Annotated in this window: 12 protein-coding genes; 10 read left to right on the forward strand and 2 right to left on the reverse strand. The window is 31.4% G+C overall.

The window, feature by feature from the left end:
* Positions 1-40: 40 nt before the first annotated feature.
* Positions 41-2,101: a potassium-transporting ATPase subunit KdpB gene (gene kdpB, locus EG57_RS0208740; protein ID WP_032076853.1), complete on the forward strand. Its 2,061-nt coding sequence runs from the start codon at positions 41-43 to the stop codon at positions 2,099-2,101.
* Between the two features lie 22 nt (positions 2,102-2,123).
* Complete coding sequence (locus EG57_RS0208745) at positions 2,124-2,750, forward strand: K(+)-transporting ATPase subunit C (RefSeq protein WP_032076854.1); 627 nt, start codon at positions 2,124-2,126, stop codon at positions 2,748-2,750.
* Between the two features lie 219 nt (positions 2,751-2,969).
* Here the strand turns inward: EG57_RS0208745 and EG57_RS0208750 are convergent, their stop codons facing one another.
* Positions 2,970-3,404, reverse strand: a complete 435-nt coding sequence (locus EG57_RS0208750; protein WP_032076855.1) for a P-type ATPase actuator domain-containing protein — start codon at positions 3,402-3,404, stop codon at positions 2,970-2,972.
* Between the two features lie 276 nt (positions 3,405-3,680).
* Here EG57_RS0208750 and EG57_RS0208755 point away from each other — a divergent pair, with 276 nt between their 5' ends.
* The 6 genes from EG57_RS0208755 (at position 3,681) to EG57_RS0208780 (ending at position 11,569) form a co-directional block, all read left to right on the forward strand.
* Complete coding sequence (locus EG57_RS0208755) at positions 3,681-5,513, forward strand: ATP-binding protein (RefSeq protein WP_032076856.1); 1,833 nt, start codon at positions 3,681-3,683, stop codon at positions 5,511-5,513.
* Between the two features lie 18 nt (positions 5,514-5,531).
* Positions 5,532-6,113: a response regulator gene (locus EG57_RS0208760; protein WP_032076857.1), complete on the forward strand. Its 582-nt coding sequence runs from the start codon at positions 5,532-5,534 to the stop codon at positions 6,111-6,113.
* 186 nt (positions 6,114-6,299) lie between these two features.
* On the forward strand, positions 6,300-7,307 hold the full coding sequence (locus EG57_RS0208765) for an aldo/keto reductase (protein WP_032076858.1): 1,008 nt from the start codon (positions 6,300-6,302) through the stop codon (positions 7,305-7,307).
* A gap of 318 nt (positions 7,308-7,625) precedes the next feature.
* Entirely contained in the window at positions 7,626-8,564 is a 939-nt protein-coding gene (locus EG57_RS0208770; protein ID WP_032076859.1) for an AEC family transporter, read from the forward strand.
* Between the two features lie 73 nt (positions 8,565-8,637).
* The gene (locus EG57_RS0208775) at positions 8,638-10,500 is read left to right on the forward strand and encodes a sigma-54-dependent Fis family transcriptional regulator (RefSeq protein ID WP_032076860.1); all 1,863 of its coding nucleotides are present in this window, start codon (positions 8,638-8,640) and stop codon (positions 10,498-10,500) included.
* Positions 10,501-10,636: 136 nt separating this feature from the next.
* On the forward strand, positions 10,637-11,569 hold the full coding sequence (locus tag EG57_RS0208780; RefSeq protein WP_029159815.1) for an alpha/beta fold hydrolase: 933 nt from the start codon (positions 10,637-10,639) through the stop codon (positions 11,567-11,569).
* Positions 11,570-11,775: 206 nt separating this feature from the next.
* On the opposite strand, the gene EG57_RS0208785 is transcribed toward EG57_RS0208780, so the two are convergent.
* Positions 11,776-12,354 carry a TetR/AcrR family transcriptional regulator gene (locus EG57_RS0208785; protein ID WP_032076861.1) on the reverse strand — a complete coding sequence of 193 codons (579 nt, stop codon included), beginning with the start codon at positions 12,352-12,354 and terminating at the stop codon, positions 11,776-11,778.
* Between the two features lie 313 nt (positions 12,355-12,667).
* Between EG57_RS0208785 and EG57_RS25405 the strand changes: the two genes are divergently transcribed.
* Entirely contained in the window at positions 12,668-13,732 is a 1,065-nt protein-coding gene (locus EG57_RS25405; RefSeq protein WP_052037802.1) for an NAD(P)H-dependent oxidoreductase, read from the forward strand.
* Positions 13,733-13,824: 92 nt separating this feature from the next.
* Complete coding sequence (locus tag EG57_RS0208795; RefSeq protein ID WP_032076862.1) at positions 13,825-14,991, forward strand: alpha/beta hydrolase; 1,167 nt, start codon at positions 13,825-13,827, stop codon at positions 14,989-14,991.
* The last annotated feature ends 213 nt before the right edge of the window (positions 14,992-15,204 follow it).

Here is a 15,204-nt window from a genome sequence, read left to right on the forward strand (position 1 = left end):
TAAGATAAATTTTGTAAATATTAAATAAGGAGTATTTGGTATGAGTAATAATAAAAAAAATAAATTTATTACCAAGAAAATAGTTGGTGAAGCTGTAGCTGAATCTTTTCGAAAGTTAAATCCAAAATATATGATTAAGAATCCAGTTATGTTTGTTGTTGAGATAGGTTTCTTTATATCATTAGTGCTAACATTTTTCCCATCCATATTTGGGGATACTGGTAATAATTTAAGAACCTATAATTTAATTGTTGCGTTAATTCTATTTATAACTGTTCTCTTTGCAAATTTTGCGGAAGCTGTAGCAGAAGGTCGTGGTAAAGCTCAAGCGGAAAGCTTAAAGAAAACCCGTAAAGACACTATGGCTAAGCTTTTAGATAATAAGGAAAATGTAAAAGTAATAAGTGCAAGTGAATTAAAAAAGGGAGATATTGTTCTTGTTGAAACAGGGGAATTAATTCCTAATGATGGTGAAGTCATACAAGGACTTGCTTCTGTAGACGAGTCTGCGATAACTGGCGAATCCGCACCAGTTATGAAGGAAGCTGGTGGAGATTTTGCTTCTGTTACTGGTGGAACTAAGGTTGTAAGTGACTGGTTAAAGGTTAGAATAACAGCTACACCTGGTGAATCTTTTCTTGATAAGATGATTGCATTAGTAGAAGGTGCATCCAGACAAAAGACACCAAATGAGATAGCTTTAAACACAGTACTTGTTAGTTTAACATTAATATTTTTAATAGTCTTAGTAGCTCTTTATCCTATGGCTATGTATTCAGGTGTTAAAATTCTTATATCAACTTTAATTGCACTGCTCGTCTGCCTTATACCTACAACTATTGGAGGACTTTTATCAGCTATAGGTATTGCTGGTATGGACAGAGTAACAAGATTTAATGTTATAGCTATGTCAGGTAAAGCAGTTGAAGCTTGTGGCGATGTTAATACAATGATACTTGATAAGACAGGTACTATAACTTATGGCAATAGATTGGCAGCTGAATTTATTCCAGTTTCAGATGCTAAAATTGAAGAGCTTATTGATTACTCTGTAATATCTTCATTTAAAGATGATACTCCAGAAGGAAAATCCATAGTTGAGCTTGGAAATAAGCTAGGAACTAAAGTAGAAGCAGCCAAGTATGAAAATTTAGATTTTATAGAATTTACGGCTCAAACCAGAATGAGTGGAGTGGATTTGAAGGATGGAAGAAAGGTTAGAAAGGGAGCACAGGATTCAATTAAGAAATTTGTAGTTGAAGCAGGTGGTGAAATTCCAAAAGATTTGGATGAAAGTCTAACTAAGGTTTCAAAGTTAGGTGGCACACCACTGGTAGTATGTGTAGATAATAAAATATATGGAGTTATATATTTAAAGGATACAGTAAAACCTGGTCTTGTAGAAAGATTTGCAAGGCTTAGAGAAATGGGTATAAAAACTGTAATGTGTACAGGTGATAACCCTTTAACTGCAGAGACAATTGCCAGAGAAGCTGGTGTTGATGAATTTATAGCAGAAGCTAAACCAGAAGACAAAATAGAAGCTATAAAGAAGGAACAGAGTGAAGGAAAAATAGTTGCCATGACAGGTGATGGAACTAATGATGCACCAGCCCTTGCTCAGGCAGATGTAGGCCTTGCTATGAACAGTGGTACTACAGCAGCTAAAGAAGCAGCAAATATGGTTGACTTGGATTCAGATCCAACAAAGATATTAGAGGTTGTCGAAATTGGTAAACAGCTTCTTATAACTAGGGGAGCATTAACTACCTTCAGTATTGCAAATGACGTTGCCAAGTATTTTGCCATAATACCAGCCATATTTACTGTAGAAATACCAGAAATGCAGATTTTAAATGTTATGAGATTATCAACGCCTTCCAGTGCAATACTTTCAGCATTAATATTTAATGCCATAATAATTCCAGCATTAATACCTATTGCCATGAGAGGTGTAAAGTATAAACCTATGAAATCAGAAATGCTTCTACTTAGAAACATGATGGTATTTGGTGTTGGTGGAATGATAGTACCATTTGTTGGCATTAAAGTAATAGATTTAATTATAACACCATTGTTAAGAATCTTGAATTTAAGTTAATTTATTGAAGGAGATTAAAGCCATGAAAACATTAAAAAGATCAATTCTCATAAGTATTGTATTTCTAATCTTATGTGGAATAATATATCCATTAACTATGACAGGAATAAGCCAGCTTATTTTGAATAAAAAGGCTAATGGAAGTATAATAATTGTCGGTGGGAAAGAGGTTGGTTCTGAGCTGATTGGTCAAAGCTTTACTGATCCAAGATTTTTTCATGGAAGAGTTTCAGCAGTTAACTATAATACTTACACTGAAGCGGATACAAAGCCTGATAAAAGTGGTAAAGCTGCATATGGAGGAGTGGCTTCTGGATCACAAAACCTTGCGCCATCAAATAAAGCATTAGCTGATAGAGTTCAAAAGGATATAGCAGATTTTTTGAAAACTCATCCTGGAGTAAAGAAAGAAGATATACCTACAGATTTACTTACAAGCTCAGGTTCAGGACTTGATCCCGATATAAGTCCCGAGTCAGCAAAGATACAAATGCCAGCTGTTTCAAAGGCTACAGGTATAAGTGAGGCTGAGCTTCAAAGCATTGTAAACAAATATACTGAAGGAAAAGCTTTGGGAATATTTGGAGAACCTAGAGTTAACGTTCTTAAAGTAAATATTGAAATAGCATCAGTCTTAAAGAAAATTTAATCTTTGCAGATACAAAATTTTTATTATAGGACAGAGGACAATTGACATAGGACAGTGAAGGATGATTTTTCTCCGTTATACTACGAAAAATCTTCAATTTATATGAATTAGTTTTCTGACGTAAGGAAGAAAGCTTACCTTTATTGTCCCATGTCCTTTGTCAATTGTCCTCTAAAAAAGCCTCTTTACATTAGATGAATCAAATGTAAAGAGGCTTTTTTATATGGCTGTATTTTCAGAAACGTTAACTATTTTATCAAAATAAGATTTTACAGGAACTTCAGTAACTTTTATCTTAAGCCAGTTGATTGTAACTCTTGTCCCACTTATCACTAGGTTGAATTCTCCGTTAGCTTCTTTTATAACAGGAACAGATTCACCAGTTATTGAGGATTCATCCACAAGTGCCAGGCCCTCAATTACTTCCCCATCAATGGGAATAATATCATTAGTTTCAGCAATAATTATATTTCCTTTTTTTAAATCACAAGCATTTATTAATTTAATATTTCCATTTTTGGTTATAAGCTTAACAGTTCCTTTGTCTGTAGTGTTGTTCAGGCTTTTAGCTTGTGTGTTTTTTTCCTCTAAAGTATACTTTGCAAAAGATACAAACAGAGTTTTGAAAAAGCCTTTTTTTTCATCCTTATCCATTTCATTTCACCTCTATAATGAATAAATAATTGTAAACATAAAAATTCCTAGTATTAGAATAATTATATCTCTTATAATTTCTTAGCTGAAGTTTTGAAAATAAGCTAAATTTACAGTTTCCTATCTATTAAATATATTCTTATTGAATTATTGTGCAAAGTCGCAGGTATATTTGCTGTTTTCTCAATTTAATATTCGTTCTAGTAATTGACCTTAGTTAATTATAATCTTATACTGATGAGTAAATGCAAAGTGTAGTGGTGGATTGGAGGATATATGATAAAAACGCTTAAGGGTAAAATTTCAGTAGTATATATATGTCTTGTTTTAATGATTGCAATAGTAGGTTTTACTTCTGTACTTAGTTTTCATATAATTAGCAAGTCTATAGATGGATTGATGGTGAACAATTATAAGAGTATAAATGCAGTGAACAATATGATTGAAGTTATTGATGTACAGAATATGGACATGTTAAATTATCTTAACAATGAGCAAATAGGAATTGATTCCTTTTATAAAAATGGTGATGAATTTTACAAATGGTATAATATTGAAGCTAATAATATAACAGAATCAGGAGAAAAAAATTATGTAACCAAGATCAAAGGGGATTATACTAAATATATGGTGCTGTTTTCAAAGCTGCAGGCAATAAAGAATAGGCAGGGAACAGATAAAGCATTTGATTTTTACAATAAACAAATTATAACTTTATATAACAATTTAAAATCTGAGTTAAAGGGTTTATCTTCCTTAAATGAAAAGGCTATGTTTGGAGGAAAAGATAAAGTAACTAATGATACTATAGTAATAATGTATATAATTTTAGGGTTATCCTCTGCTGCGGTAATAGGAGGTTTCTTCATATCAACATTTTTTATAAATAAATTTTTAAAACCAATATATACACTTACAGAAGGTATAAAGTCAGTTAAAGAAGGTGAACTACATAAAGAAATATCTGTAGCATCAAGTGATGAAATAGGACTTTTATCTCGTGAATTTAACAATATGACAAAGAGGCTTCAGCAGTTTGAATATAGTAATAAGGGGAAGCTTTTGAAGGAAAAAAACAAATCTATAGCTATTGTAAAGAGCATATCTGATCCATTAATTGTTTTGGATACAGATTATAAGATGATTTTGCTAAACAATGCTTGTGAAGATATTTTTGGGATAAAGGAGGAGGATGTTTTAAATAAACATTTTCTAGAAGGCATAAGGAATGGAGAATTGTACGAATATATATCTAGTGTTTACAAAGAAGATAATGAAAAAAGATCAGAAAAGATAATGAATATTAAAGTAAATGGAAATGATTATTATTTTAATATTATTTCTACAGCTATACAAGATAGGGATTCAAAAGCATATGGAATAGTTGTATTGCTTCAAAATGTTACTAAACTTAAACAACTTGAAAAAGTAAAAACGGATTTTATGGGAACTATATCCCATGAATTGAAGACACCTTTAACTTCAATAATGATGGGCTTGAGTTTGATTACAGATAAAAAAATAGGAGTCTTAAATGAAAAGCAGGAAACGATTGTAGATACAATGAAAGATGATGGAGAAAGACTTTCTAGTCTTATAACTGAGTTACTTCAACTTTCTAAAATTGAATCAGATAAAGCTGTATTCACCATGGAACAATGTTCTATTATTGGAGTAATTGAAAATTGTATAAAAAGATTTAATGACCAAGCTCTGTCTAAAGAAGTAAATCTATATTATGAAGGAAATGAGGAATTTCCAAAGGTAACAATTGATGCAGAAAAAATATCCTGGACTTTAAACAATTTAGTGTCAAATGCATTGAAGTATGTCAATGCTGGAGATGAAATTTCTATAAAAGCAGGGGTAAAGGACAAGAAAATGTATATTTCAGTTGAAGATACAGGAGTAGGAATTCCTGATGAATATCAAAAAATAATATTTGATAAGTTTGTTCAAGTGAAAGATGGAAATTTAGAAATGAGAAGCAGTGGTTTAGGTCTTGCCATTGCAAAGGAAATTGTAGAAGCTCATGGTGGTGAAATTTGGTGTGAGAGCATATTAGATATAGGAAGTAAATTTACCTTTACTCTTCCTATATATGATTAAGCTATAAAGGAGGTATTTATGAAAAAAGCATTAGTGGTGGATGATACAAAGAATATTAGAACTTTACTTACTACATGCCTTGAAATAAATGATTACGAAGTCATTACAGCTAAAAGTGGACATGAAGCAATGGAACTTTTAAATATTGAAAAATTTGATTTAGTATTTTTGGACATAAAGATGCCTGAAATAAGTGGAACTTCTGTTTTAAAAGAAATGAGGGAAATGGGAATAGATATTCCTGTAATAATTATGACTGCATTTGCTACAGTGAAGAATGCAGTGGATTGTACAAGACTTGGAGCTGCAGCGTATTTGCAGAAGCCTTTTACTGCAGAAAAAGTTAAATCAGTGCTAAATGAAATTTTTAATAATGATGATAATATAGATGATTTAGAAGGCTTATTAAAGCACAGCAGGGAATTAATTGAAGCTGGAAGGAATGAAGATGCGTATAATATTTTGAAGAAGGCTTTATCCATAAATCCTTCTTGTTCAGAGGTATATTATCTAATTGGGATAGTTCATGAAAAAAATGGAGATGTAAAGCAAGCACAAAAATTTTATGAAATTGCAGAGAGATTTAAAATAGATATTTAATAGTTGCCCTAAAAATGCTTGACTTGAAGTTAGCTTTAAGTGGTAAACTATATGTTAGTAAGGTAAAACATGCACGTTATAGAAATAATTGAATATTATTTTTAAAATGTGCAGTTTAACTTTTTGAGTTCAATAGTTTTTTATTCATGTAAAATAGAAAAAACTTAAGCAGGGGGTAAAAATTAAATGGAAAATGTAACATTAGGAAAAACGGGGTTAGTTGTAAGTAAAAATGGATTTGGAGCACTTCCTATTCAGCGTATTACAAAAAAAGATGCTGTTTATTTATTGCAGAAAGCATTTTATAATGGCATTAATTATTTTGATACTGCTAGATGGTATTCAGATAGTGAAGAAAAGCTTGGTGCTGCTTTTTGCTATATTAGAGACAAGATTACTATCAGTACGAAGACAGGAGCTCAAACAGCAGAGGATTTTTGGAAGGATTTAAATCAGAGTCTTGATAATCTACAGACAGATTACATAGATATATATCAGTTCCATAATCCAGCTTTTTGTCCAAAACCAGGTGATGAATCTGGACTTTATGATGCAATGTTAGAGGCAAAAAAACAAGGAAAAATAAGATTTATTGGAATTACAAATCATAGACTATCAGTAGCAAAAGAAGCTATAGAATCAAATTTATATGATACTTTACAATTTCCATTTTCTTATCTTGCAAGTGATGCAGATGTGGAATTGGTGAAAGCTTGTAAGAAAAATAATATGGGTTTTATTGCAATGAAAGCTTTATCAGGAGGACTTATTACAGATTCTGCTGCGGCATATGCATATCTTGCACAATTTGATAATGCTGCACCAATATGGGGAATACAGAGAGAAAGTGAACTGGACGAATTTTTGTCTTATAATGATGCGCCTCCTGTTTTAACTGATGATATGAAAAAGAAAATTGAACAAGACAAAAAAGAGCTTGCTGGTGATTTCTGCCGTGGATGTGGCTACTGCATGCCTTGTCCAGTTGGAATTGAAATCAATAACTGTGCAAGGATGAGCCTTCTTCTTCGTAGAGCTCCTAAGGAAATGAATCTTTCTAAAGAGTGGCAGGAAAAAATGAGAAAAATTGAAGATTGTCTTCACTGCAATCAATGCATGAGTAAATGTCCATATGGATTAAATACTCCAGAGCTTTTGAAAAAGAATTATGAGGATTATAAGACATTCCTATAAGTGATGAGATTCAATATTTAGCCATATATTAAATAAATTGAAAGTCAAACTTTCTAATTCCATGTATATTTTACAGTTAATAAATTGTTACATATAGTAATCTTACATTACTATATGTAACGATTTTTGTTTTAAAGTGATATAGAGAATTTTAATAATTTCATAAAGATAGATTTGAGTCAAAGATTGTATTTTAGAGGTTTTAACAATATATGATGCATAAATACATAAGTGAAAATGTTTATACAGAAATATAATTGGCATAATTATTGCTTTATTTTCTTGCAATACATATTTTACAAAGCAGGAGGATACAAAATGGTAATTTTAAATGCCTTAGGCAGCGTTTTCAGTATTGTTTTAATGATTTCAGCAGGATTGATTTTGTCTCATAAAGGATGGTTTGATGAAAAAATTTCTAAGGCTTTTTCAAAGTTAGTATGTAATTTAGCTATTCCTTGTCTTATGATTTCTCAGTTTAGTGAAAACTTTGATAAGGATAAATTGATTAGTTTAAGTAAAGGATTAATTGTTCCATTTACATCTATGGCACTTTGCTATTTAGTTGCTGTATTGGTTTCTAAGGTAATTAAAGTTAAAGAAGGACGAATTGGCATTTTTAGATCAATGTTTTTTGTATCTAATACAATGTTTATTGGGCTTCCAGTAAATATGGCCTTGTTTGGAGAAAAAAGTATACCTTATGTATTGTTATATTATATAGCTAATACTGCTTTTTTCTGGACTATTGGTGCATATGAAATTAGTAAAGATGGACAATCTGGTAAAGCTGATATTTTTTCTCTTGCTACAATAAAGAGAATTATGTCTGTACCACTTATGAGCTTTATAATAGCAGCAGCTCTTGTGTTATTAAATGTTCATTTGCCTAAATTTATTTTAGATACCTGCAAATATTTTGGAAACTTAACAACACCTTTAGCTATGCTCTTTATAGGGATAACTATTTATTTTGCCAACTTAAAACAGTTTAAATTTAGTCTTGACATGCTGGCAATATTTTTAGGAAGATTCCTTGTTTCCCCAATGCTGGTGTATGTGCTGTGTATTTTTATACACATCCCTTTGCTTATGGAAAAAGTATTTGTAATTCAAGCGGCAATGCCAGTTATGACTAATACTGCTATAGTTTCAAAAAGCTATAATGCCGATTATGATTATGCTGCAATCAATACCATTATAACAACCATATCTAGTATATTGGTTATTCCTATTTATATGTTATTGTTAAACTAATCAACTTTTGCAAAATAGCTACTTTTACTATAATATATTAATAATGATTTTATTAATATAGGAGGAAATGTACATGAAACCTATTCTTATAGTTGCTCCTAATAGTGACATTTTAAAAATATCCAAAAGAGTTGCTAAAAAATATAAAGAGGTTAGTGTTCAATTAGGATTGATAGATAAAGCTGTTGAGATAGCAAAGAAAGCAGAACACATGGGTGTGGAAGTTTTAATATCAAGGGGAATAACTGCTAAGATTTTAAAAGAAGAGGTTCCTTCTGTAGCTTTAGTTGAAATGATAGTTTCTTCCTATGATATATTTAGTACTATTGCTGTTGCTAAGAAATATGGAAAGAATATTGTTGTTTTAGGCTTTAAAAGTTTAGTAGAGGAAGTTCAGCAAATAGGTCCTATTTTAGATATAAACTTAAAAGCTTATCATATTGAACATGAAGAAGAAGGAGAGTCATATATTAAACAAATAATTTCTTCAGGAGAAAAAATAGATTCTATTTTGGGTGGAACAGTAGCTGAAAATATAGCTTCTAAGTTTGGAATTCATACTGTGCATTTGGAGACAGGGGAAGCGGCAATAGAAAAAAGTATAAAGGAAGCAGTGAGAATACTTGAGGTTAGTCGAAAGGAAAAAGAAAAGGCTGAACAATTCAAGGCTATTTTGAATCACATTAATCAAGGAGTAATTTCCATAAATGAAGAAGGTAAAGTTACTACTTTCAATCTTGGAGCGGAAAAAATAACTGGTATTATTGAAAAAGCTATTTTAGGAAAAGATATCATTAAATTTATGCCAAATACAAAGCTTATTGATGTAGTTAAAACAGGTACGCCAATACTAGGTCAATTATATAATATAGGTAAAACTGAAATATTAACTAATGATATTCCTATAATTGTAGATGAGAAAGTAGTAGGTGCAGTATCTACTTTTGAAGATGCTGCGAAAATTCAAGAATATGAACAAAAAATTCGCAGCAATCTTAGGGATAAGGGATATGTAGCAAAATATAGCTTTTCAGATATCATAGGTGAGAGTGAGATAATACAAAATATTAAAAAGAAATCTTTAAAATATGCTGTTACTGACAGCACAGTGCTAATTGTTGGGGAAAGTGGTACAGGTAAGGAAATGTTTGCTCAAGGTATACATTTATCCAGTAAGAGAAAAAATGGTCCTTTTGTAGCCTTAAACTGCGGTGCAATACCTGGAAATTTAATAGAAAGTGAACTCTTTGGTTATGAAGAAGGAGCTTTTACTGGTGCAAGTAGAAAAGGCAAAATGGGATTATTTACTGAGGCTCACGGCGGCACAATATTTTTAGATGAAATTGGAGAGCTGCCCATTGAATTTCAAGCAAGATTGCTAAGAGTTATTCAGGAAAGAGAAGTTAGACCATTAGGATCTAACAAAGTAATTCCAATTGATGTTCGTATAATTGCTGCTGCAAATAAAGATCTGCTTAAAGAAATTGAAAAAGGAAATTTTAGAAGTGACTTGTATTATCGTTTGAATATTTTAAGTATAAAAGTTCCTACATTGATGGAAAGAAGAGATGATATAAGGATTATTTTTAAGCATTTTTTAAATATTATGTGCTCCAGGTTTAATAAGGTAGTTAAAATATCTGAAAAAGCAATAAATATATTAAAAGAGTATAATTGGCCAGGTAATATAAGAGAACTAGAAAATATTACAGAGAGACTTGTCATACTTTCTGAAGATGAAATAACTGATGAATTAGTAAAAGAAGAGCTTGGAGATTTTATGCATTATAGAGATGAAAATGAAAGTTCCTTAGAACATTTAAAGCAAAATCAAATTTTAAAAGTTTTATCGGAATGTAAAGGTAATCAAACTTTAGCTGCACAAAAACTTGGAATAAGCCGTACTCATCTTTGGCGTCTTTTAAAAAAATATTGATGGTGATTTATCCAGCCACAGTAAATTCTTATGAATTTGTAAACGATTGAATGCATAGGATAAACGAGTTATAATTAGTATGTAATTCAACTTTTGCAGTTTAATAGAAAATAAATATATTTTTAGGAGGGTTATTATGTCATTTCAAGAAAAAAGTTTTAAATCATTTAATGAAAAAGATACAATACAAGCTTGGATTTACACTCCTATTCGTAAACCTCGTGGAATAGTCCAAATTGTACATGGCTTTGGAGAACATTCACGTAGATATTTACATATGATATTAAAGCTGAATGAGGCAGGGTTTGTAGTTGCAGCTGATGATCATGTAGGACATGGAAAAACAGCCAGTGATTCAGGCAATTGGAGTGATTGGGGAGATAAAGGTTATATGACAATGGCAGAAGATGAACATACTCTTCGTAAAATTGTACAAGAAGAATACCCTAATTTACCTTATTTCATGTATGGACACAGTATGGGATCTATGATTGCTAGATGTTATGCTGCTGCTTATGGAAAAGGAATTGATGGTATTATTTTATGTGGAACCTCAGGTGTGTTCCCAAATGCAGCCGAACTTGTACCTATTTTGGAAAAAGAAATAAATGAAGGCAAGGGAAAAGAAACTGATCTTGTTTCTTTGAATAAGCTTTTAGGTTGGATGACAAATCGTTGTGAAAATCCTACTACAGCAAATGATTGGATTTGTGGTGATCCTGATGTGGTAGCAGATCATGCAAACGATCCATTCAATAATTTTAAGACACCACCTAATGTACGTTCATTGTATCATTTTGTTAAAATGATGGATAGTATTGTTGGAACACAGTGGGCAGAAAAAGTACCAACATCAATTCCTGTTTATAATATGGCTGGAGATCAAGATCCAGTTGGTCAGTATGGAGAAGGCGTTTATGCTGTATCTAATTGGCTTGCAGAAACAGGACATAAGGTAAAAACAAAAGTTTATCCTGGAAAACGACATGAAATCCATAACTATCGTGACATCAGAGATGAAGTTGAGGATGGAATGATAGATTTTATGAATAGCATTATTGAAAAATAGAATATAAAATGAAAAATATAAGTGAAGATCAGTTATCAATATGAATTTATGGTATAAAAGTTTTGTTATAAGTTTAGTCAAGCATCTTTGGTGAAGTGGTGGTAGATGAGTAATGAAATTGTCTGCCACCTATTTAGAGAGGTTCTGTTTATGGCGTCCTATTAATGTCATATTCAAAGTAACATAATATTAGTATAACTTTAAGTTTATATGTTGAGAAAAGGAAAAGCCACTGAATCTAGGATAGGCTTTAGACTTTCAACAATCTTTTGAGTCATATCTTGTCCACTACTATCAAAAATATATTTTATTGTGGTCATAACTAAAGATGCATATATACATGCACGGTAATCTGTAAGTTCTGGATCTGAAACATTATGATCAGCTATATAAGCCTTGTATTTGTTTTTCAGTAGTATCTGCATATCATCGTAAAGATGGATAGAACGTGTATTAATTCTCCATAGGGCGCATAGAATATCTTTTTGTTCTAGCAGTCTATCATAAACATTTTTTATATACTGTGATAAGTCATCTCTATTTTTGTCTGAAAACCTTTCATCTAGAAAAGGGGAATAATCAACAAGAATTTCTTCAATAATACTTTTTGCAAGATGGAATTTGTCTGTATAATGTTTATAAAAAGTTGAACGATTTATTAATGCTTTTTCTAATATATTTTGGACTGTTATTTGATCAAAATCTTTTTCATTAAGTAATTGTATAAATGTATTTTTTATATTGTTTCGTGTCTTAATTACGCGCAGGTCTAATTTATGTTCCATATTTATACCTTCTTGTATTTATTATACTTTCATTTTACTAAATTAAGAGGAGAAAAGCAACACATATAGATGTTAAACAACATTATGTATAGTTAGTCAAGTATCTTCATCTCGTGGATACCATCAAGTTATCTTGATTTATATAAATAAGCAACAAATAACAAAACAATCGTTGCTTATCAAATACTTGAAGCTTTTTTGATGATTGAAGATAGGTGAAAAAAATTTTAATCTGTATGTGTAGCATAATAAAAATGATTGTTTAGGGAAAGGACAAATGGATATCAAAAAGCAAAGAAGGAGGAGTAAAATTATGACAAATCATAAAAAGATACTAGGAATTTGCGTTAGTAGTCGAAAAGATGGTAATAGTTCAATTATTTTAAACGAACTGCTGCGACCAGCCAAAGAAGCAGGACATGAAATTGAAATTTTAAATTTGGGGTCATTAAAGATTTTACCTTGTAGAGGTTGCTTTGCTTGCAGCAGTTCCCATAAATGCGTCCTAAAAGATGATTTGGAGATGATTAAGGCAAAGATCGAAATGGCTGATGCTATTGCATTAACATCTCCTTGCTATTATCTTTCTGCACCATCCATATTAAAAGCAATTATGGATAGGTCTGCTGCTTGGGCCATTAGCAAAACAGCGAATAGCAGCAAAAAAAAGTATGGAGTAGCAGTGTCAGTTGCTGGTGGAGCACCAATTGAATTTTCGCTTCAAAGAATTTTTACCAGTTTATTTTTAGGATTAAATAATTGTGAAATTATTGGTCAATTGACCATCGGACATGCTTTCAATAAAGGAGAGGTTTTACTAGATCCAAGTAAGTTGAGGCTAGTGTCTGAGATTGGTGAAAACTTTCTTCATTCCATTGAAGTAGATCACTGCATCAAATCAGCAATTAATGAATGTGAAGAGAAATTGGTATGCCCACATTGTTTGTCAGATGCATTTCAAATTTATAAAGACGGTCGTTTGATATGCCCAGTTTGTGGCGGAGAATTAAAACGTACAAATGAAAAAAATGTTATAGTTGGTTTTAATCGATTTTCCGTGCAAGGAGCACAAGGGCACAATGCGCATATTGTGAATAATGTAATTGGTGGAATGCTGGCTAGCGATGAAATCAGGCAAAGACTACAAAATTATTGGAAGTTTGATGTGTTACCCAAAGAAGGTTATCAAATTAATCTTGATTTAACTGAGGTAAAGAATTCATTGGATTGGGATAATGAAGCACTTGAAGCTTTAAAAGCTGCTATTCCTGCTGCATTTCAACAAATCATCAAGAAAGTCATTACTAAAAAAGCACTTCAAAACGGTGAAACTTGCATAACAAAGGAAACTGTACAACGCTATCTACCTAAATTTTAAGGCTTTGAATAATACGATCTGTTATTTTAATAATTCAAATAAAATTCATACAAATATTACAAAAAACAACTATAATTAAGGGAGGAACTATCATGATAAGTCAGATTAAATTTAAAAAAGGAACTTATAAGTTTCATGCAAATCCAAATTTCAATTATCAATTAAATCGTACCTACGCTTGGAGTAACGGAGATTTGGAAGAACTTAAAATTGCCGCTGACAAAATTACAGATGCTGCGACATGGGAAAAGGAATTGGTAAAATTAGCTGAAAAAGCCTTGAAAGAAAAACGTATGAAACATGCTATAGCTTATTATCGTATGGCGGAATTCTTTATGTACGATGGACATCCTGCTAAAATCATTACATATGACAAAGCTGTTAATCTTTTCTATGATTATTATGCTGATTTATTCAAATCTGGAATGATTAAAAGAGATTTAGTACCATTTGGCGATGCGCATCTTCCTGTATTATATACTATTCCTGAAGACGGTAAATATACGGATACAATTTTACTCCATGGTGGATACGATTCTTATATGGAAGAATTTGTACCAATGATGCTCTATTTACGAGAAAACGGATTTGCGGTTTACCTTTTTGAAGGACCTGGTCAAGGTGGAGCACTAAGAAAAGAAGGCTTGACATTTATTCCTCAATGGGAAATTCCAGTAAAAGCGATATTGGATTTTTACAACCTGGATGATGTAACGATTATTGGGCTGTCTCTTGGTGGAATGTTGGCACCTAGAGCTGCTGCATTTGAAGGACGGATTAAACGTGTTGTTGCTTGGAGTTTACTACCAAATTTGTTTGACATATTTTTATATGATATGCCTGAGAGTTTTCAACAAGTGACACGTTTACTGATGAAAATGGAAAACGAAGAAGTTATTAATTTAATAATGAAGAATTTAATGAAAAAAGATCCACTGATTGAATGGGCCATAAATCATGGAATGCATAATATGGGGGTGTACACTCCATATGAGTATTTGAAAAAGATAAATCAATTCCAATACATGGATGTTGCCACTGAGATAACCCAAGATTTTTTACTTATAGGTGCTGAAAAAGACCACTTTATTTCTGTTGAATTTTGCAAGCCCATAATTGAAGAGTTAAAAAATGTTAAATCTTTGACATACAGACTTTTTACTGAGAAGGAAAGTGCTGAAAATCATTGCAACGCTGGGAATACCAAACTAGTCCTTGACACAATTATAAATTGGATAAAAGTAATTAAGCAGTTTTAATATATAAATCAATAGTTAGGAGAGAGGATATGAAAAATTCAATACAAAAACTAATTAGTGTATTAAGCTCCGAGCAAAGACTGTAATAACACAGAACATATTTTGTTAGAAACTGCTTTAAAAGAGAGATTTAATCAAAATAGTTTTGTGCAAGTTCAGTTAAGAAATTAGGAAATAAATATTATCTTACTCAAAATAGTACTAGATTATTAT

Origin of the sequence: Clostridium drakei (genome assembly GCF_000633595.2) — a bacterium.
GTDB classification, from domain to species: Bacteria; Bacillota; Clostridia; order Clostridiales; family Clostridiaceae; genus Clostridium_AM; species Clostridium_AM drakei.

Bases quoted from the DNA above. Each gene is read 5' to 3' on its own strand.
- EG57_RS0208750 (WP_032076855.1), bottom strand. From the start codon at position 3,404: ATGGATAAGGATGAAAAAAAAGGCTTTTTCAAAACTCTGTTTGTATCT.
- EG57_RS25405 (WP_052037802.1), top strand. From the start codon at position 12,668: ATGACAAATCATAAAAAGATACTAGGAATTTGCGTTAGTAGTCGAAAA.
- EG57_RS0208775 (WP_032076860.1), top strand. From the start codon at position 8,638: ATGAAACCTATTCTTATAGTTGCTCCTAATAGTGACATTTTAAAAATA.
- EG57_RS0208760 (WP_032076857.1), top strand. From the start codon at position 5,532: ATGAAAAAAGCATTAGTGGTGGATGATACAAAGAATATTAGAACTTTA.
- EG57_RS0208770 (WP_032076859.1), top strand. From the start codon at position 7,626: ATGGTAATTTTAAATGCCTTAGGCAGCGTTTTCAGTATTGTTTTAATG.
- EG57_RS0208780 (WP_029159815.1), top strand. From the start codon at position 10,637: ATGTCATTTCAAGAAAAAAGTTTTAAATCATTTAATGAAAAAGATACA.
- EG57_RS0208745 (WP_032076854.1), top strand. From the start codon at position 2,124: ATGAAAACATTAAAAAGATCAATTCTCATAAGTATTGTATTTCTAATC.
- EG57_RS0208765 (WP_032076858.1), top strand. From the start codon at position 6,300: ATGGAAAATGTAACATTAGGAAAAACGGGGTTAGTTGTAAGTAAAAAT.
- kdpB (WP_032076853.1), top strand. From the start codon at position 41: ATGAGTAATAATAAAAAAAATAAATTTATTACCAAGAAAATAGTTGGT.
- EG57_RS0208785 (WP_032076861.1), bottom strand. From the start codon at position 12,354: ATGGAACATAAATTAGACCTGCGCGTAATTAAGACACGAAACAATATA.
- EG57_RS0208795 (WP_032076862.1), top strand. From the start codon at position 13,825: ATGATAAGTCAGATTAAATTTAAAAAAGGAACTTATAAGTTTCATGCA.
- EG57_RS0208755 (WP_032076856.1), top strand. From the start codon at position 3,681: ATGATAAAAACGCTTAAGGGTAAAATTTCAGTAGTATATATATGTCTT.